At 71.3% G+C, this 17,842-nt stretch carries 19 protein-coding genes; 7 read left to right on the plus strand and 12 right to left on the minus strand.

Annotation, left to right across the window (positions count from 1 at the left end; translation table 11 throughout):
• Nucleotides 1-25 precede the first annotated feature (25 nt).
• Complete coding sequence (locus tag ACFU5O_RS08185) at nt 26-1,159, plus strand: Mrp/NBP35 family ATP-binding protein (protein ID WP_384237911.1); 1,134 nt, start codon at nt 26-28, stop codon at nt 1,157-1,159.
• Nucleotides 1,160-1,403: 244 nt separating this feature from the next.
• Here the strand turns inward: ACFU5O_RS08185 and ACFU5O_RS08190 are convergent, their stop codons facing one another.
• The 5 genes from ACFU5O_RS08190 to sigE all read right to left on the minus strand — a co-directional run bounded on the left by ACFU5O_RS08190 (nt 1,404) and on the right by sigE (nt 6,229).
• Nucleotides 1,404-2,072, minus strand: coding sequence for a hypothetical protein (locus tag ACFU5O_RS08190; protein ID WP_384237912.1), 669 nt, complete (start codon nt 2,070-2,072; stop codon nt 1,404-1,406).
• Nucleotides 2,073-2,196: 124 nt separating this feature from the next.
• On the minus strand, nt 2,197-2,625 hold the full coding sequence (locus ACFU5O_RS08195; protein WP_384237914.1) for a sec-independent translocase: 429 nt from the start codon (nt 2,623-2,625) through the stop codon (nt 2,197-2,199).
• 127 nt (nt 2,626-2,752) lie between these two features.
• A complete protein-coding gene (locus ACFU5O_RS08200) occupies nt 2,753-4,519 on the minus strand; it encodes a S1C family serine protease (protein WP_384237915.1) in 1,767 nt (588 codons plus the stop codon).
• Nucleotides 4,520-4,625: 106 nt separating this feature from the next.
• Nucleotides 4,626-5,441 carry an anti-sigma factor family protein gene (locus ACFU5O_RS08205; RefSeq protein ID WP_384237916.1) on the minus strand — a complete coding sequence of 272 codons (816 nt, stop codon included), beginning with the start codon at nt 5,439-5,441 and terminating at the stop codon, nt 4,626-4,628.
• Nucleotides 5,438-6,229, minus strand: coding sequence for an RNA polymerase sigma factor SigE (gene sigE / locus ACFU5O_RS08210; RefSeq protein ID WP_384237918.1), 792 nt, complete (start codon nt 6,227-6,229; stop codon nt 5,438-5,440). Before sigE ends, ACFU5O_RS08205 begins: the two co-directional genes overlap by 4 nt.
• A 141-nt stretch (nt 6,230-6,370) precedes the next feature.
• On the opposite strand from sigE, the gene ACFU5O_RS08215 reads away from it, so the two are divergent.
• Nucleotides 6,371-7,036 (plus strand): O-methyltransferase, encoded by a 666-nt coding sequence (locus ACFU5O_RS08215; protein WP_384237920.1) that lies wholly within the window; start codon nt 6,371-6,373, stop codon nt 7,034-7,036.
• 123 nt (nt 7,037-7,159) lie between these two features.
• Here ACFU5O_RS08215 and ACFU5O_RS08220 read toward each other — a convergent pair whose 3' ends face one another.
• Nucleotides 7,160-7,327, minus strand: a complete 168-nt coding sequence (locus ACFU5O_RS08220) for a DUF3117 domain-containing protein (RefSeq protein WP_003966491.1) — start codon at nt 7,325-7,327, stop codon at nt 7,160-7,162.
• A 330-nt stretch (nt 7,328-7,657) separates the two neighbouring features.
• Between ACFU5O_RS08220 and ACFU5O_RS08225 the strand changes: the two genes are divergently transcribed.
• The gene (locus ACFU5O_RS08225) at nt 7,658-8,458 is read left to right on the plus strand and encodes an enoyl-CoA hydratase/isomerase family protein (protein ID WP_384237922.1); all 801 of its coding nucleotides are present in this window, start codon (nt 7,658-7,660) and stop codon (nt 8,456-8,458) included.
• 140 nt (nt 8,459-8,598) lie between these two features.
• Here the strand turns inward: ACFU5O_RS08225 and ACFU5O_RS08230 are convergent, their stop codons facing one another.
• Both ACFU5O_RS08230 and ACFU5O_RS08235 read right to left on the minus strand, forming a co-directional pair.
• A complete protein-coding gene (locus ACFU5O_RS08230; protein WP_384237923.1) occupies nt 8,599-9,195 on the minus strand; it encodes a DNA-3-methyladenine glycosylase I in 597 nt (198 codons plus the stop codon).
• The gene (locus ACFU5O_RS08235) at nt 9,192-9,641 is read right to left on the minus strand and encodes a DivIVA domain-containing protein (RefSeq protein WP_384237925.1); all 450 of its coding nucleotides are present in this window, start codon (nt 9,639-9,641) and stop codon (nt 9,192-9,194) included. Before ACFU5O_RS08235 ends, ACFU5O_RS08230 begins: the two co-directional genes overlap by 4 nt.
• Nucleotides 9,642-9,742: 101 nt before the next feature.
• Here ACFU5O_RS08235 and folP point away from each other — a divergent pair, with 101 nt between their 5' ends.
• On the plus strand, nt 9,743-10,615 hold the full coding sequence (gene folP / locus ACFU5O_RS08240) for a dihydropteroate synthase (RefSeq protein WP_384237927.1): 873 nt from the start codon (nt 9,743-9,745) through the stop codon (nt 10,613-10,615).
• Nucleotides 10,616-10,934: 319 nt separating this feature from the next.
• Here the strand turns inward: folP and ACFU5O_RS08245 are convergent, their stop codons facing one another.
• Together ACFU5O_RS08245 and dapE are read right to left on the minus strand one after the other, a co-directional pair.
• Nucleotides 10,935-11,717 (minus strand): TIGR00730 family Rossman fold protein, encoded by a 783-nt coding sequence (locus tag ACFU5O_RS08245; protein WP_384237929.1) that lies wholly within the window; start codon nt 11,715-11,717, stop codon nt 10,935-10,937.
• 93 nt (nt 11,718-11,810) lie between these two features.
• Entirely contained in the window at nt 11,811-12,890 is a 1,080-nt protein-coding gene (dapE, locus tag ACFU5O_RS08250) for a succinyl-diaminopimelate desuccinylase (RefSeq protein ID WP_384237930.1), read from the minus strand.
• A gap of 69 nt (nt 12,891-12,959) precedes the next feature.
• Here dapE and ACFU5O_RS08255 point away from each other — a divergent pair, with 69 nt between their 5' ends.
• Together ACFU5O_RS08255 and ACFU5O_RS08260 are read left to right on the plus strand one after the other, a co-directional pair.
• The gene (locus ACFU5O_RS08255; RefSeq protein ID WP_384237932.1) at nt 12,960-13,892 is read left to right on the plus strand and encodes a hypothetical protein; all 933 of its coding nucleotides are present in this window, start codon (nt 12,960-12,962) and stop codon (nt 13,890-13,892) included.
• A 594-nt stretch (nt 13,893-14,486) separates the two neighbouring features.
• Nucleotides 14,487-15,014, plus strand: coding sequence for an ATP-binding protein (locus ACFU5O_RS08260; protein ID WP_384237933.1), 528 nt, complete (start codon nt 14,487-14,489; stop codon nt 15,012-15,014).
• Nucleotides 15,015-15,157: 143 nt separating this feature from the next.
• On the opposite strand, the gene ACFU5O_RS08265 is transcribed toward ACFU5O_RS08260, so the two are convergent.
• The gene (locus ACFU5O_RS08265; RefSeq protein ID WP_384237935.1) at nt 15,158-16,252 is read right to left on the minus strand and encodes a bifunctional succinyldiaminopimelate transaminase/glutamate-prephenate aminotransferase; all 1,095 of its coding nucleotides are present in this window, start codon (nt 16,250-16,252) and stop codon (nt 15,158-15,160) included.
• A gap of 91 nt (nt 16,253-16,343) precedes the next feature.
• Nucleotides 16,344-16,664, minus strand: a complete 321-nt coding sequence (gene fdxA, locus ACFU5O_RS08270) for a ferredoxin (protein ID WP_003985062.1) — start codon at nt 16,662-16,664, stop codon at nt 16,344-16,346.
• A 139-nt stretch (nt 16,665-16,803) separates the two neighbouring features.
• Here fdxA and ACFU5O_RS08275 point away from each other — a divergent pair, with 139 nt between their 5' ends.
• Nucleotides 16,804-17,835 (plus strand): GNAT family N-acetyltransferase, encoded by a 1,032-nt coding sequence (locus ACFU5O_RS08275; protein WP_384237937.1) that lies wholly within the window; start codon nt 16,804-16,806, stop codon nt 17,833-17,835.
• The last annotated feature ends 7 nt before the right edge of the window (nt 17,836-17,842 follow it).

The following is a 17,842-nucleotide window of genomic DNA, read 5'->3' on the forward strand; positions in this document are numbered from 1 at the left end:
GACCAGGCGCCGTACCATCGTCCGTATGGTTACGGAAGACGCGGTGCGCGAAGCACTGGCGACGGTGAACGACCCCGAGATCAACAAGCCGATCACCGACCTCGGCATGGTCAAGTCGGTCGAGTTCGGGGACGACGGCGCGGTCGCCGTCACGATCTATCTCACCGTCTCCGGCTGCCCGATGCGCGACACCATCACCCAGCGGGTCACCGACGCCGTCTCCCGCGTCGAGGGCGTCACCCGGGTCGATGTGTCGCTGGACGTGATGAGCGACGAGCAGCGGCGCGAGCTCGCAGCCTCGCTGCGCGGCACGACCGCCGAGCGCGAGGTGCCCTTCGCCAAGCCCGGCTCGCTGACCCGGGTCTACGCGGTGGCCTCCGGCAAGGGTGGCGTCGGAAAGTCCTCCGTGACCGTGAACGTGGCGGCCGCGATGGCCGCCGACGGGCTGAAGGTGGGTGTCGTCGACGCCGACATCTACGGCCACAGCGTGCCGCGCATGCTGGGGGCCGACGGCCGCCCCACCCAGGTCGAGAACATGATCATGCCGCCGTCGGCGAACGGCGTGAAGGTCATCTCGATCGGTATGTTCACCCCGGGCAACGCCCCGGTCGTGTGGCGCGGCCCGATGCTGCACCGCGCGCTCCAGCAGTTCCTCGCGGATGTCTACTGGGGCGATCTGGACGTCCTCCTGCTCGACCTGCCCCCGGGCACCGGTGACATCGCGATCTCCGTGGCCCAGCTGGTGCCGAACGCGGAGATCCTGGTCGTCACCACCCCGCAGCAGGCGGCGGCCGAGGTCGCGGAGCGGGCCGGCTCCATCGCCGTACAGACCCATCAGAAGATCGTCGGCGTCGTCGAGAACATGTCGGGCCTTCCCTGCCCGCACTGCGACGAGATGGTGGACGTCTTCGGCACCGGCGGCGGCCAGGCGGTGGCCGACGGTCTGACGAGGACGACCGGCGCGACGGTACCGGTGCTGGGCCAGATCCCGATCGACGTCCGGCTGCGCGAAGGCGGCGACGAGGGCAAGCCGGTCGTGCTGACCGACCCCGAGTCCCCGGCGGGCTCGGCCCTCCGCGCGATCGCCGGCAAGCTCGGCGGTCGCCAGCGCGGGCTCTCCGGCATGTCGCTGGGCATCACCCCGCGCAACAAGTTCTGACGGGGCGGCGGCGCACCGCGTCGTTGCTCCGTGCCCGAAGGGGGCACCGCTCATGGTGAGCGGTGCCCCCTTCGCCATGGCCACCTCACGTACGGAGGCCCGGGCGCACATGCATGGCCGTACGGTGCCACGAAAGGTCCGGCACTGCCGTGCCGAGGCCGAACCGTCCGGCCGCGGGCGCGGATCGGGATACGGCCGCGGGCGCGGATCGGGATACGGCCGCGGGCCGGCGCGCGGCCCTCTCTCAGGCGTAGACGCCGAGGTCCTGCACCACCGAGAAGCCCAGCCCGTAGGCGCTCATCCCTCGTCCGTAGGCTCCGATGTGGACCCCCGCGCTGCCCGCAGACCCGGCCAGCACCCAGCCGAACTCGGACTCGCGGTAGTGGAACGGCACAGGCACCCCGTCCACCGGCAGCGACAGCTCGGACCACGCCGGACCGGCCAGGTCGTCCGCCAGCTCGAAGGCGGTCTCGGTCTGCTGGTCCAGCCAGTCGTCCCGCAGCGCGTGGTCGAGCAGCGCGGGCCAGGTGTAGGCAAGCAGCCCCGAACCTGCCAGCCAGGCCGCGGAGGACACCGTCGTGGCGTCCAGGACGCCCGTACCGTCACCGCTGCCGCGTACGGGGCTCGCGGCGACGGTCACCACCACCGCGAAGCGTTCCTTCTCGGTCCCCGAGGCGTCGGACTTTATCGACGGCTCCTCGCCATGGCCCATGGAGCCGTGCTGCACCGTGCCGTCCGCGGTGGCGCCGACCTGCATCAGCCAGCGCGGCCCCGTGAAGGCCTCGTCCAGTCCGTACCAGGGGAACGGTGCGCGCAGATAGCCGTCGACCGTGCGCCGGGCCGCGGGCACCTCCTCAGCTGCGGACGTGCTGGGCGTGCTCTGCGCCGCCCCTACCCGACTCGTCGTCTCCATCTATCCGGCCGCCTCCTCGATCAAGGTCCGGAGCGGCCCGCCCCCCGCGGGCGTCCTCGGTTCCGGACAGATGGAGGATAGCCACCTCGCACCGACTCGTAGGGATTGATGCCACTCGGGTGGCTCAGGTGGCGTCTGCGTCGAAGGGCGGACGCTCGCCCTGATCGACGGTTTCGCGCTTCTTGAGCAGGTCCGCGGTCCCCCCGACGGTGGCCGTGGCGGAGGTGTCGGGCTCCTTGCCGTTGACCGCGTCCGCGACCTCGTTCAGGTCCTTGCGCAGATCGAAGCTGCTGCGGAGCTCCTTGAGATCGCCGTTCTCACCGAGCTGCTTGCGGATGAACGTCTTGGGATTCAGGTCCTCGAAATCGAAGTCCTTGAATTCCGGGCCCAGTTCGCTGCGGATGTCGTGCTTCGCGTTGTCGGAGAACTCGCGGATCTTGCGGATGAAGCGCGAGACGTCCTGGATGACCTTCGGCAGCTTGTCCGGGCCGAAAACGAGCACGGCGAGGACCACGAGCGTGACGAGCTCGAGTGCGCCTATGTCATTGAACACCTTGCTGCTCCTCGTGTTCGTGTTCTCCGTGCCCGCTGCTGGATCACCGCGTGCCGCCGGTCGACGGGATGGAACCGGGCTCCACGGTACCCGGCCGATCTGTCGGTGCGGTACCTCCAGGTGTCCGTTACGTGCCGCTCGCCGAGCCCAGCGTCAGCGCCTTCGTCTGCTCCTTGCCGCCCCGGACCACGGTCAGTTCCAACCTGTCGCCGGGCCGGTGGGAGCGGATCTTGACGATGAGCTCCTCGCCGCTGTGCACCCGCTGGCCGTCGACCTTGGTGATCACGTCACCCGGGCGGATGCCGGCCTTGGCGGCCGGGCCTCCGGCGGTGACGGTCGGAGCGCCTGCCTTGTCCTTCTCACCGACCCTGGCGCCGTCGCCGGTGTACTTCATGTCGAGGCTGACCCCGATGACCGGGTGTGTGGCCTTGCCCGTGTTGATGAGCTCCTCGGCGACACGCCTGCCCTGGTTTATGGGGATGGCGAAGCCGAGTCCGATGGAACCGGCCTGGCCGCCGCCGCCCTCGGGGCCCGCGCCGCTGTCCGCGGCACGGATGGCGCTGTTGATGCCGATGACCCGGGCCTTCGAGTCGACGAGGGGACCGCCGGAGTTGCCGGGGTTTATCGGGGCGTCGGTCTGAAGTGCGTCGACATAGCTGACGTCGCTGCCGTCGCCCTTCTCGCCGCCCGCCGTGATGGGGCGCTCCTTGGCGCTGATGATTCCGGCGGTGACGGTGTTCTGCAGGTCGAAGGGGGCGCCGATGGCGACGACGGGGTCACCGACGCGGACGTTGTCGGAGTTGCCGAGGGGCAGCGGCTTGAGCCCGGAGACGCCGGTGACTTTGACGACGGCGAGGTCGTAGCCGCTGTCCTTGCCGACCAGCTTGGCGGGGGCGGTCTCGCCGCCGCTGAAGGTGACGGAGATGTCGCCGGAACTGCCGGCAGGGTCGACGACGTGGTTGTTGGTGAGGATGTGGCCCTGCTTGTCGAGGACGAAGCCGGTGCCTGTGCCCTGCTCGCCGCTTCCGCTCACATGCAGCGTCACGACGCTGGGGAGGGCGCTGGCTGCGATGCCCGCGATGCTTTCCGGGGCGCGGCCGGAGTCCTCGGGACCGGCCTGCGGCAGCTCGACCGTGGTGATTCCGCCGTTCCGTTCGAGATAGGCGCCGACGCCGCCGCCCAGCGCCCCGGCGAGCAGCGCGAAGACCAGGGCTCCCGCGAAGGCGGCGCCGCGCCGGGACTTCTTCTTCGTCGGCTCACCGGCATGGCTCAGAACGGTGGCTCCGGGTGCGCTCCAGGGGTCGTACTGGGTCCACTGGGCGGGAGCCGTCGGCTGCGGCGCGGGGGCCGGCAGCGGGCCGGCGGGGGCGGGCGTGGCGTACGCGCCGCCCACCGGTTGCTGCTGCGGGGGGACGGCCGTCCCGTGCGCCGGAGTCCCCATGGGCCGCTGCACCGGCGGCGCGGGAGCCCATGGCCCCGGACCGCCGTAGGGCGGCGTCCGGTACTCGTCGGGCTGGTGGAGCGGCTGTGCACCGGAGCCCTGCGCCGTGGCGGGTACGGGCTCGGGCGCGATGGACGGTTCAGGCACAGAGGTGCCTGCGGGCGCAGGGGCGGGAGCCGCCTCGGAGGACGGCCGGGGCGCGTCCGCCGGTGCCTGTGCTTGCGGTGCCGGTGCCGGTGCCGGTGCCGGTGCCGGTGCCGGTGCCGGTGCCGCCAGCGTGTACTCGGACCGGTCGTCCGCGATGTCGGTGCGCGTGGCCGGTTCCGTCGGTTCCGGGTCGGCGGAAAGGGAAGCGGGGGCCTGAGCCATGCCCAGGAGGTGGTGCTCCGCGGACGTGTGGCGCGGACGGCTCCACCACTTCGGCCTGGGACCCGTCTGCTTCCCGTTCTCCATGCTCTCCCCGCAACTGCCGTTCCGCGCGCACCCCGCCGGGCACTCTTCCCTGGATTCAATCAGGTTTACGTGTGGCGTCACACAGCGCGGCGGCGGCTTCCCGGCGTCATCGCCGGTTCGGGGCCGTGAGCTCGCTGGGATACGGGGTGGCCGTGGGAGTCGGGGTGGAGGCGGTGGCGAACTGGAACGCCGAGCCCGTGGGGCGTATCAACGCCGGCGGGGCTCCGGTGAGCAGACCCGGGGCGGAGAACGGGTGGGCCGGCGCCTGCATCTGCGTCACGCTCCGGGAGAGCGGGCCGACCACCTGCTCGCCGTTGCTCGCAACGCCGCGGCGTCGTCCCGTCTCCGTGCCCGATCCGACCGACGTGCTCATGCTGCGCTGGGGTGTCACGCTGTTCCCCCGCTGGTCGGCGCGGGCGGAACCGTCGCCCGGTGTGGCCAGCGGCAGCGTCCCGCTCAGGGCGATCGCCGCGAAGGAGACCGCGCTTGCCGCGGTCAGCGCGAACCTGCGGCCGCGCCACACGGAGCGCTCGGCCTCCTGCCGTCCCACGTCGTGGATACGGAACCCGGGACCGGGTCCGTACCCGAAGTCGTCCGGGGTCACGCCGAAGACGCCCTGGCCGAGAGGCCGCCCGCCGAGCGGTCTCTGTCCGTCGTCGTCACCGGCGGGCGGCCCTGCGGGCGGCCCGCCGGGCAAGCCCTGCAGGCGCGCGAGGAACCCTTCGGAGGGCGGTGGAGGGGCGGTCGCCGCGAACACGCTCTTCAGCCGGCGCTGTGCGTCCGCCTCGGCCTTGCATTTGGGACAGGTCGCAAGGTGCGCGAGCACCCGCTCGCGCGCGTCATGTTTCAGCTCGCCGTCGATCAGGGCAGCGAGCCGGTCCCCCAGGTGCTGCTCCGCGGGGGTGGGGCCGATGCCGCTCACGCCGTACCGCCCTCCCCGGCCACGCCCGCAAGCGCGCGCTGCTCCGCACGCGCCTCGGGAGAACGGTGCTGGAGGGCCTTGCGCAGATGGGAGCGGCCGCGGTGGATACGGCTGCGGACCGTGCCCAGCTTGACGCCGAGCGTGGCCGCGATCTCCTCGTACGACAGTCCCTCGATGTCACAGAGCACCACGGCGGCACGGAACTCGGGCGCCAGGGTGTCCAGGGCCTGCTGCACATCGGCGTCGAAATGCGTGTCGTGGAAGACCTGCTGGGGTGACGGCTCCCGGCTGGGCAGCCGCTCGGCCGCGTCGTCGCCGAGCGCGTCGAAGCGGATCCGCTGCTTGCGGCGGACCATGTCCAGGAAGAGGTTCGTCGTGATGCGGTGCAGCCAGCCCTCGAACGTCCCCGGCGTGTACGTCGACAGGGAGCGGAAGACGCGGACGAAGACCTCCTGGGTGAGGTCCTCCGCATCGTGCTGGTTGCCGGTCAGACGGTAAGCGAGACGGTAGACCCGACCGCTGTGCGTGCTGACGATGTCCTCCCAGGAAGGAGGAGTCCACGCCTGGGATTCCGCATCCGATGCGAACCTCGCGGTGGCTACGGAGTCGCTGGGGGCGCCTCCCGTGCTCGAAGAGCTGTGGGGCAGGGAATGGGCGTCAGCGGTGTCGGTCACGGATTTCGGCTCACCCGACGATCCAAGAAGGCGCCTCAGCACCCCTCTCCGATCCACAGGCGCAGCCGCACCTCCCCTGTCGGCTCTGGTGGTGTCCAGTGGAGCCCCTACCATAGCCACCTCGCCCGTTAGCTCCGGATAAGAATCTTTACGCGAATTTAGGGCCGGTCCACGGTCACCCGCGAATTCCTTCCCGCCTCTTGATAACGCCCGGTCCCATCTGCGGGTTCCCGGGCTCAGCGGATACAGTCACCGTTGCGCCAACTACGGGGACAGGAGAGGGTCATCACCGCCAACCGGCAGACGAGCTGGGCGTTCGCCGACGCCTTTGTCGCCGAGGACGAAGCACTGCGCTGGGCCCGTGAGCGGTCCCGGGAGTCAGCGCTGCCCTCGGTGTCGCCAGGCACCGGCGCCGCGCTGCGACTGCTGGCCGCGACGGCGGACGCCAAGGCCGTGGCGGAGATCGGTACCGGCACGGGCGTCTCCGGGATCTATCTGCTCCAGGGCATGCGGCCCGACGGCGTACTGACGACCGTGGACCCCGAGCCCGAGCGCCAGCAGTTCGCACGGCAGGCGTTCCGCGCCGCGGGCTTCACGGGGAACCGGGCACGTTTCATCCCCGGCCGCGCCCTGGACGTACTGCCGCGACTCGCGGACGGCGGATACGACCTCGTCTTCTGCGACGGCGACCCGATGGAGTCGCTGGACTATCTCGCTGAATCGTTGCGCCTGCTGCGGCCTGGCGGTCTTGTCTGCTTCGAGGGCGTCTTCGCGGACGGCCGCACGGTCGATTCTGCGGCTCAGCCGGCCGAGGTGCTGCGGATGCGGGAACTGCTGCGGGCGGTGCGCGAGAGCCAGGAGCTGCTGCCGTCACTGCTGCCGGTGGGTGACGGGCTGCTCTGCGCGGTCCGCCGCGGCTGATCCGGCGCCTCACTGTCTGCTGTTCGCTGCCCCCGGCCCCCGGCCCCCGCCCCCGGTACGACAGTGCCCCGGCACGGTCGTACCGTACCGGGGCAGTGTCGAAAGGTGAGGGCGCTTTCCGCGTCAGCCGACGACCTTCTTGAGGGCGTCGCCGAGGGCGTCGGCCTCGTCAGGAGTCAGCTCGACGACGAGCCGACCGCCGCCTTCGAGCGGAACGCGCATGACGATGCCCCGCCCCTCCTTGGTCACCTCGAGCGGGCCGTCGCCCGTCCGCGGCTTCATGGCCGCCATGCTCGTTCCCCTTCCTGAAACCAGCTCATCGTCAGCCGACGGCCCCCTGGGTGGGCACACGTCACCGGCATCGAACACATTGCTTCCCAGCCATTATCCCGCATGGCGGGACCCGATGACCAACATCGGTCTGCATCGCTTGCGCAACGCGCTTTCGCAAAACCACCCAATTCGGCGATCCGCCTGCGATACTTCGCCACCGCACCGACACAGAGGGCCCGCATTTCTTTGACGCAGGTCACATACCGGTGCGTATGTCCGGCCTTCGCGATCTCCGCCATGCTGGGCTCCACACGATCGCATCGACCGAGCCGCAAAGGGGACACCGCCATGGCCGACACCGTGCTGTACGAGGTGAAGGACGGACTCGCGACCATCACGATCAACCGGCCCGAGGCCATGAACGCGATGAACGTCGAGGCCAAGGAAGCCCTACGGGACAGCGCCCTGGCCGCCGCGGCGGACGAGAGCGTACGGGCGGTGCTCCTGACCGCCACGGGACGCGCGTTCTGTGTGGGCCAGGACCTCAAGGAGCACATCTCGCTGCTCGTCTCCGACCGCGAGGCAGGCACGAGCCACACGATGAACACCGTGCGTGATCACTACAACCCCATCGTGCGGGCGCTGACCGAGATGCCGAAGCCGGTGGTCGCCGGGGTGAACGGGGTCACGGCGGGCGCAGGTCTCGGCTTCGCGCTGGCCGCGGACTACCGGGTCGTCGCCGACTCGGCGAAGTTCACGACCTCCTTCGCCGGGGTCGCGCTGACCGCGGACTCGGGCGTCTCCTGGACGCTGCCCCGGCTGATCGGGGCGAGCCGCGCCGCCGACCTGCTGCTCTTCCCCCGCTCGATCTCCGCTCAGGAGGCCTACGACCTGGGCATCGCGAACAAGCTCGTACCGGCGGAGGATCTCGCCGCCGAGGCGGCCGCGGTCGCCCGTGCCCTGGCCGACGGCCCGACCGTGGCGTACGCGGCGATCAAGGAGTCCCTGGCGTACGGGGCTGCACACTCGCTCGCCGAGACGCTGGCCAAGGAGGACGAGCTGCAGACCAGGGCGGGCGCCTCAGAGGACCATGCGATCGCGGTCCAGGCGTTCGTCGCCAAGGAGAAGCCCAGGTACCTGGGCCGCTAGGGCCTCTCGTTCGGAACTTGCCGGGCCGGCCGGTCCCCAGGAGGCGGGCCCCGGGAACGCCGGCGTTCCCGGGGCAGGCCGGTCCGTCCGCGGGCAGGCCTGCCGGTAGGGGCAGGCCTGCCGGTCGACGCCGGGCCGGCTCACGCCGCCAGAGGCGCACCCCCGCGGGCGACACAGTCCGCAAGGTGGTCGTCGACCAGACCGCAGGCCTGCATCAGTGCGTAGGCGGTCGTGGGGCCGACAAAGCGCAGGCCGCGCTTCTTGAGGTCCTTGGACAGGGCCGTCGACTCGTCCGTGACCGCCGGGATGTCCGCGGTGGTGCGCGGCGCCGGGCGGCCCCCCGGGTCCGGTGCGTACGACCAGATCAGCTTGTCGAGCTCCCCGGCCGGCCAGTCGGCCAGCACGCGGGCGTTGGCGAGGGTCGCCTCGATCTTGGCGCGGTTGCGGATGATTCCAGGGTCCGCGAGCAACCGCTCCTTGTCGGCGTCGGTGAAGGCCGCCACCGACGCGATCCCGAAACCGTCGAAGGCCGCCCGGAAGGTCTCACGGCGGCGCAGGATCGTGATCCAGGACAGCCCGGACTGGAACGCCTCCAGACAGAGCCGCTCGAACAGGGCGTCGTCCCCGTGGACCGGGCGGCCCCACTCCTCGTCGTGGTACGTCACATAGTCATCGGTGGACAGGCCCCAGGGGCAGCGCAGCCGCCCGTCCGGGCCCGCGATCGCGCCGCTGCTCATCGCCCCTGCTCCTCGCCGGGCCGACGGGTGGGCCGCTGGTACGGCTCGTCGTCGGTCCGCTCGTCCTCCCCCGCGTCGGGCCGCTTGTCGAACATGCCGCCGCGCCGCTCCCCAGGCTCGTCGAACGGCTCGGTCGCCCCCGCCCGCGGCGCCTGGCGCCCGGCCGGCGCCGACTCCAGCTCGGCGATCCTGGCGTCCCGCTCGGCGAGCTCCGCACCCAGCCGGTCGAGGACCTCGTCCACATCCGCCATCCGGTAGCCCCGCGGCGCCACCGGAAGCCGCAGCGCCTCGATGTCCGCGCGGTCCACGGGGCGCGTCTGCGGCAGCGGGTCCACGAGCTGCTCGGGCGCCGCCTCCGGAAGGACCGCGGTCTCACCGCCGCCCACCACCGCGAGCGTGACCGCGGCGACCACGACGACCATCGCGATCAGCAAGAACCAGAACACAGCGTGCCTCTCCCCGGAGCAGGAAACCGTCGCTGCCGATCGTGCCATGCGCCACCGGCAGTTAGGGTCGCAGGCGACGGAACGCGAGGAGGAAACACGGGATGCGCAGCGGAACTCTGCGGCTGGGCCGGCGCGAATTCGGTGCGCACGAGCCGGTGATCATGGCGATCGTGAACCGGACTCCGGACTCCTTCTACGACCAGGGCGCGACGTTCCGCGACGAGCCCGCGCTCGACCGCGTCGAGCAGGCGGTGTCGGAGGGGGCCGCCATCATCGACATCGGTGGGGTGAAGGCCGGTCCCGGGGAGGAGGTCTCGGCCGAGGAGGAGGCCCGCCGCACGGTCGGTTTCGTCGCCGAGGTGCGCCGCCGCTTCCCCGACGTGGTGATCAGCGTGGACACCTGGCGGCACGACGTGGGCGCGGCGGTCTGCGAGGCGGGCGCGGATCTTCTGAACGACGCCTGGGGCGGCGTGGACCCGAAGCTGGCCGAGGTGGCCGCACGGTACGACGTGGGACTGGTGTGTACGCACGCGGGCGGCGCAGAGCCGAGGACGCGACCGCACCGGATCGCGTACGACGACGTGATGGCGGACGTCCTGCGGGTGACGACAGGGCTGGCCGAACGGGCCGCGGAGCTCGGGGTGCGCCGCGACGCGATCCTCATCGACCCCGGCCATGACTTCGGGAAGAACACCCGCCACTCGCTGGAGGCGACCCGTCGGCTCGGGGAGATGGTAGGGACGGGCTGGCCGGTGCTGGTCTCCCTGTCCAACAAGGACTTCGTCGGCGAGACGCTCGACCGGCCGGTGAAGGAGCGGCTGATCGGCACGCTCGCGACGACGGCGGTGTCGGCGTGGCTCGGGGCGCAGGTGTACCGCGTCCACGAGGTGGCGGAGACCCGGCAGGTGCTGGACATGGTGGCGTCGATCGCGGGGCACAGGCCCCCGGCGGTAGCCCGGCGGGGCCTGGCCTGAGCGACGGCGGCTGAGCCTCGCCGCGGCCCTGGCCCTCGCGCGCGGGGGCGGGCGTGCGAAGGGCGGCGAGTGTGTGGGAACTCCGCCTGGCTCGCGACTCCCCCGGAGCTCCGCCGGGGAGGTACCCCCAGCACGCACATTCGCCGCGTTGCCGGAGTCGTCCGAGGACGTCCGGTTACGAGGTACGAGGTACGAGGACGATCTCACCCCAGCTACCGCTGGAGGACGTCGGCGACCGACGGCAACGCAGCGAGGTGCGGCGCCAGGGCGCGCGAGTCCGGCAGGATCCGCGAGCCCGGCAAGATCCGAACGAGGGGCTCTAGGCCTCGTAGCCCTCGTAGGGGACGGGCGGGGGCTCGCCGGTCTCCTTCGTGACCAGCGCGACGGCCTCCTCCACGTCGTCCGTCACGTGGAAGAGCAACAGGTCGTGCTCCGACGCCTTGCCCTGGGCGACCACGGTGTTGCGCAGCCAGTCGACCAGGCCGGACCAGTACGCCGAACCGAAGAGCACGATCGGGAAGCGGGTCACCTTGCGGGTCTGGACGAGGGTCAGGGCCTCGAAGAGCTCGTCCAGGGTGCCGAATCCGCCGGGCATGACCACGAAGCCCTGCGCGTACTTCACGAACATCGTCTTGCGGACGAAGAAGTAGCGGAAGTTCACGCCGATGTCGACGTGCTCATTGAGCCCCTGCTCGAAGGGCAGCTCGATGCCGAGCCCGACGGAGATGCCCTTGGCCTCGCGGGCACCCCGGTTCGCGGCCTCCATCGCGCCGGGCCCGCCACCGGTGATCACGGCGAAGCCGGCTTCGACCAGTGCCCTGCCGATGCGCACGGCCGCCTCGTACTCGGGGGTGCCGGGCGCGGTACGGGCGGAGCCGAAGACGCTGATGGCGCTGGGCAGTTCGGCGAGGGTCCCGAAGCCTTCGACGAACTCCGACTGGATGCGCATGACCCGCCATGGATCCGTGTGCACCCACTCGGAGTCCCCCTCGGTGTCCAGCAGTCGCTGGTCCGTGGTGCCGGGCTGGATCTGCTCTCTGCGGCGCAGCACCGGCCCCAGCCGCTTTTCCTTCGGCTGCCGTGCTTCGTCGGGGTTGCCCATGACCTGCTCCCTCCGCTGCTGTGCTCGTTCCAGGTCAGGGTAGGTCGACGGAGGTGGCCGGGAGCGAAATTCCGGAGGTCGGGCAGTGAGAGGTCAGGCTGTGAGCCACTCCCGGAGCCGTTCCTCGCAGTGCGTGATCTTGTCGATGGCCACCTGCTCGTCCCGCTTGTGGGCGAAGAGCGCGTCGCCGGGTCCGTAATTGACCGCGGGGACACCCAGCGCGCTGAACCGGGAGACGTCCGTCCAGCCGAACTTGGGCTGTGCCGATCCGCCCACGGCCTCCATGAAGGCGGCCGCGGCCGGGTGGGAGAGCCCCGGCAGCGCACCGCCCGTGTGGTCGTCGACGACGAACTCGGCCACTCCGCAGTCCGCGAAGACCTCGCGGACGTGGGCCTCGGCCTCCGCCATGCCGCGGTCCGGGGCATAGCGGTAGTTGATCACCACGGTGCACTCGTCGGGGATGACGTTGGTGGCGACACCGCCCTCGATCCCCACGGCGTTGAGGCCCTCGCGGTACTCGAGTCCGTCGATCACCGGGCGACGCGGCTCGTAGGCGGCGAGCCGGGCGAGCACAGGCCCGGCGGCGTGAATGGCGTTGGACCCCATCCAGCTGCGCGCGGAGTGTGCACGCTCCCCGGTCATACGCAGATGGACCCGCAGGGTGCCCTGGCACCCGCCCTCGACTTGGGCATCGGACGGCTCGAGCAGTACGGCGAAGTCACCCTCCAGCCAGCCGGGGTGTGCGTCGGCAATATGCCCGAGACCGTTGAGGTGTGCGGCGACCTCTTCGTTGTCGTAGAAGACGAAGGTGAGGTCGCGGTTGGGCTCGGGAACGGTCGCGGCGATCCGCAGCTGGACGGCCACACCCGACTTCATGTCCGACGTGCCGCACCCCCAGAGGACGCCGTTGTCGTCCAGCCGGGAGGGGACGTTGTCGGCGATCGGCACCGTGTCGATGTGTCCGGCGAGGACGACCCGCTCGGCGCGGCCGAGGTTCGTACGGGCGACGACGTTGTTGCCGTGCCGGTCGACCCGCAGGTGGGGCAAACCACGCAACGCCTGCTCGATCGCGTCGGCGAGGGCCTTCTCGTTGCCGCTGACCGACGGGAAGTCGACGAGCCGGGCGGTCAGCGCGGGGGCGTCCAGGGAGAGATCAAGCGCGGTCTCGGGCATGCCCCGACCCTAGCGTCCCCGGGCCCGGGCCCCGGCGGGGCGGTGGCGGGAGGCCGGTACCGTGGCAGCGTGACCGAGACCGCCTCACCCGTCCGGCGCGGCCGCCATCTGCGCATCGCGGCCGCGCTGGCCGTACTGCTGGCGCTGGTCGCATATGTGGTCGTGCAGTACGTGAGCGGGGGCGGCGGCGCGCCGCGCTGTGTGGTGCGCTCGGCCGACGGCTCCGACTCCGGCTCCGGCTCCGGAACGTCGTACGAGCTGACCCCGGAGATGGCCGGCAACGCCGCCACGATCTCGGCGGTCGGCACCACGCGCGGGATGCCGGAGCGCGCGGTCACCATCGCGCTGGCGACGGCGCTCCAGGAGTCCGCGCTGCGCAACATCAGGCATGGCGACCGGGACTCCCTCGGCCTCTTCCAGCAGCGTCCCTCGCAGGGCTGGGGGACACCCGGGCAGATCCTCGACCCGGTGTACTCCGCCGGGATGTTCTACGACCGCCTCGCCGAGGTGCCGGGCTATTCACGGCTGCCCCTGACCGAGGCGGCCCAGCGGGTCCAGCGCAGCGGCTTCCCTCAGGCGTACGCGAAGCACGAGCCCGACGCCTCGCTGCTGGCGGCGGCGCTCACCGGCCGCGCCTCCGCGTCGCTGACCTGCAGGGCGGGGCAGGCCGCCGGTGCGGGCGACCCGGCGAAGGTGCGCGCCGAGCTGACACGCGCGTTCGGCGAGGGGGTGCTACCCGCGTCCTCCGGAGCCGGCCGCTCCGGTGCGCCGCGCCCTGCCGAGCTGACGCTCCCGGTGAGCGCGGCGACGTCCGAGGGAGGCGCATCCGCGTCCCGGCGCGGCTGGGAACTGGCGCACTGGGCGGTGGCCAAGGCGGCCGAACTGCGCATCGCCGAGGTCTCGTACGCGGGCCGGGTATGGAGCGCGGACGAGGCCGACGAGGGCTGGAGGGCCGGGAAGTCGCGTGATGCGGGCGAGGTCAGGATCCGCATGGCGCAGTAGCGCGGCACGGAAGCCCGGACCCGCCGGTGAGCGGACCGCGGCCGACGAGCGGCTTCGTGGCCCCGCTGCCGCGGCGTCCGAGGGCTGTACGCCCGCGTCGGCGCCCGACCGACGCCCGCATCTGCGCCTGACCGACGCCCGGATCGCCCAGGTCGGCCAGGTCGGCCAGGTCGGCCCGACCGTACGCGGTATTCGGCCCCTCCCGTCCTTCAGGCGACACGGGCCCGTTCCCGTCGCTGGGCAGCCGGAACAGAAGACGCGTCTCACCGCAGCCCGGCTAGGAATTCCGTATCGGGCAGGCGTCCGGTCCGTCACCCACCAGTGGGGCGCGCTTCCTGTCGGGTCGATATTTCTCCGGCACGTGCGGACGCGTTCGACAGTATTCCCCAATTCCCTTGCGCCAAAAGGGAAGTGACGGTTCGGCACACTGCCTGGACGCATATTGTTCGCCCGTTTTTGTCCGCAGCCGATTATGCGATGCATTGCCAACTCTTTACCCGTGGTCACCGCAACCATTCCGGGCCCAAAGGCGGTTGTCACTGCGTCCGATCGCCGGACAGGCAACACCCAACGTTCTCTCGTCGAAGGAGCATCATGTCCCTCCCCCTGACCCGCCGGATCGCCCGTGCCGCGCTGCTCGTAGCAGCGGGTGCAGCTCCCGTGGTCGGTGCGGCCGGCTCCGCAAGCGCCATGGACCTTGCGCCCGCCCAGAATCTGGGCGGTGGGCTGACCCAGCTCGACGGCGCCGCAGTCGGCGAAAGCACGGACGGCGCCGCACAGCAGGCGGCCGGCCAGGCGAACGAGGCCGGCGGCAAGCTGGTCGGCACGGCTCTGCCGACCGCGAGCAAGACCGTCGGCCAGGCGGCCAGGACGGGCGCCCCCGCCGCGCAGGAGACGGCCGGAGGGGCTGCGGGCTCCGCGGCCGGCCTGGTGGGCGGAACCGCTGCCACCGCGACGGAGCAGGGTGTGCCCGCGGCCGGTTCGCTGAGCGGCGGTGTTCCGGCGGCCGCCCCCCTGCCGGCCGCTGCGCCTCTCCCCGCCGCGCCTCTTCCCACCGACCAGCTCTCCGCCGCTCCCCTGCCGGCCGACCAGCTGCCTGCCGACGCACTGCTCGGCCGGTAACGCGCGAGCGCGACAGGACGAAGGGCCCTCGGGGAGCACGAACTCCCCGAGGGCCCTTCCGTCTGTCGTCTGTGGCTTGTCGCCTGCGCTCCGCCGTCTGCCACCCGTCCGCCGTGCCGCGGGGACACCGGAGCACCCGGACCTCATCCGAGGCGCTTGACCGCCGCCTCGACCCGCTCGTCGGTCGCCGTGAACGCGACCCGCACGAACCGCTCGCCCGCGGCCCCGTAGAAGTCGCCGGGTGCGACGAGAATGCCCAGGTCGGCCAAGCGCGCGACCGTGTCCCAGCAGGGCTCGTCGCGGGTGGCCCACAGATAGAGGCTCGCCTCGCTGTGCTCGATCCGGAAGCCGTGCTTCAGCAGAGCCTCGCGCAGCGCCGCCCGCCGGGCTGCGTACCGGAGCCGCTGCTCGGCGACATGCGTGTCGTCACCGAGCGCCGCGACCGTCGCCGCCTGCACCGGGGCGGGCGTCATCATCCCGCCGTGCTTGCGGATCTGCAGCAGTTCGCCGAGGACGGACGCGTCACCCGCGATGAAGGCGGCGCGGTAGCCCGCGAGGTTCGACCGCTTGGAGAGGGAGTGGACGGACACGATGCCTTCGTACGTGCCGCCGCAGACATCGGGGTGGAGCACGGAGACCGGCTCGGCGTCCCAGCCCAGTTCCAGGTAGCACTCGTCGCTGAAGACGAGCACGCCGTGTTCGCGTGCCCACGCCACGATCCGGGTCAGCTCGTCCTTCGCCAGGACCCGGCCCGTGGGGTTCGACGGGGAGTTCAACCAGAGCAGCTTGAGCCCCGTGGGGTCGAGCTCCGTGGGGTCGTCGTACACGACGGGCGTCGCACCGCAGAGCCGCGCACCGACCTCGTACGTGGGGTAGGCGAGCCGCGGGTAGGCGACTGTGTCGCCCGCGCCCAGGCCCAGTTGGGTCGGCAGCCAGGCCACCAGTTCCTTGGACCCCACCACCGGAAGCACATTGGTGTGTGCGAACGACACCGCGCCGAGCCGGCGCTCGCACCAGCCGACCAGCGCGTCACGGAGGGCCGTCGTCCCGCACACCGTCGGGTATCCGGGCGAGTTCGCGGCCCCCACAAGGGCCTGCTGGATCAGAGCAGGGACCGGGTCGACAGGGGTGCCGACGGAGAGGTCGACGATGCCGTCCGGGTGGGCCGCTGCGGTCGCCTTGTACGGCTCCAGCTTGTCCCAGGGGAAGGCGGGGAGACGCGAAGAGACTGCGGACACGGTGCTCTCTTTCTCGTACGTACGGCGTGGACGGGCGCAAACGCCTCGGCCCCGTACGGCGGACGCACCGTACGGGACCGAGATCGCACGATCAGCCGTTCTGCGGCGGCAGTGCGGCGATGAAGGGGTGGTCGCGCTCGATCAGGCCCAGCTTGGAGGCGCCACCGGGCGAACCGAGCTCGTCGAAGAACTCGACGTTCGCCTTGTAGTAGTCCTTCCACTCCTCGGGAGTGTCGTCCTCGTAGAAGATCGCCTCGACCGGGCAGACCGGCTCACAGGCACCACAGTCGACGCATTCGTCCGGGTGGATGTACAAGGACCGTGAGCCCTCGTAGATGCAGTCGACGGGGCACTCCTCGATGCACGCCTTGTCCTTGACGTCGACACAAGGCTGCGCGATGACGTAGGTCACGCTGTCGTTCCTCCTCGGTAGGGCGCGGCGTCCGGTCTGCGGCTCGCCGCGGGGCTGCGCGGGAGCGCGGCGTCGTCGATGCCCGCACCTAGTATCTCCGTTCCTGGGGATGATCCGAACAGGAGGGGAGGACTGAACTGTGGAATTCACTGCGGGCGGACGTCTTGAGGTCCGCATCACCCCCTCTGACGTGGGAAAACGCGTTTCGGTACGGCGGCTCGCCGATGCCGGTTCCGATGCGGGGAAGTTCACCGACACGGTCGGGGTTCTCACATCATGGGACAACGGTGTGCTGCTGATCACACGCCGGACCGGTGAGAGCGTCCGCATCCCGGAATCGTCACTGGTCGCGGGCAAGGTCGTACCGCCGGCTCCGGCACGCCGACGGGGTCTTCCGGCGGCGTCCTTCGAGGATCTGGCACGGACCTCGGCCCGGGCTTGGCTGCCGGTCGAGAGCGAGCGGCTCGGCGAGTGGACGCTGCGGGCGGCGGGCGGATTCACCCGGCGGGCGAATTCCGTGCTGCCCCTGGGTGACCCGGGGATACCGATGGACGACGCGCTCGGGCGCGTTCGGGCCTGGTACGCGGAGCGGGACCTTCCGGCCTATGTCCAGACGGCGACCGGGGCCGAGGGCACGCAGGAGGCGCTCTGTGCGGACCTGGAGCAGCGCGGCTGGGAGCGCGAGGTGACGGCGGAGCTGCGGGTGGGCGGGCTGGCGCCGGTCGCGGACCTGGACGCGGATGTGTCACGGGTGCGGCTGGGGCGTTCGGTCGACGAGGCGTGGCTACGGCGTTATCAGCGATTCGATGTTCCGGGCGGTGCGCCGGGCGGCGTGCCGGGCCCTCATGTGCTGCAGGTACTGTCCAGCGGTCCGTCGGTGTGGTTTGCGACCGTACACGGCGAGTCGGAGGTCCCCGCCGCGATCGGCCGCTGTGTGGTCGACGGACGCTGGGCAGGGTTCATGGCCGTGGAGGTCGACCCTGCACACCGCCGGCAGGGGCTGGCGTCCGCCGTGATGGCGGCGCTGGCACGGCAGGCTCTGGAGGAGGGCGCGTCGGCGGCGTGGCTGCAGGTCGAGTCGGACAACGACGGGGCCCGGGAGATGTACGAGGGAATGGGTTTCGCGGTCCATCACCTCTACCACCATTTCCGATACTCCCGATCTTCCTGAGCGGGTA

It is taken from the genome of Streptomyces sp. NPDC057445, assembly GCF_042802855.1.
In the GTDB taxonomy this organism is placed as follows: Bacteria; Actinomycetota; Actinomycetes; order Streptomycetales; family Streptomycetaceae; genus Streptomyces.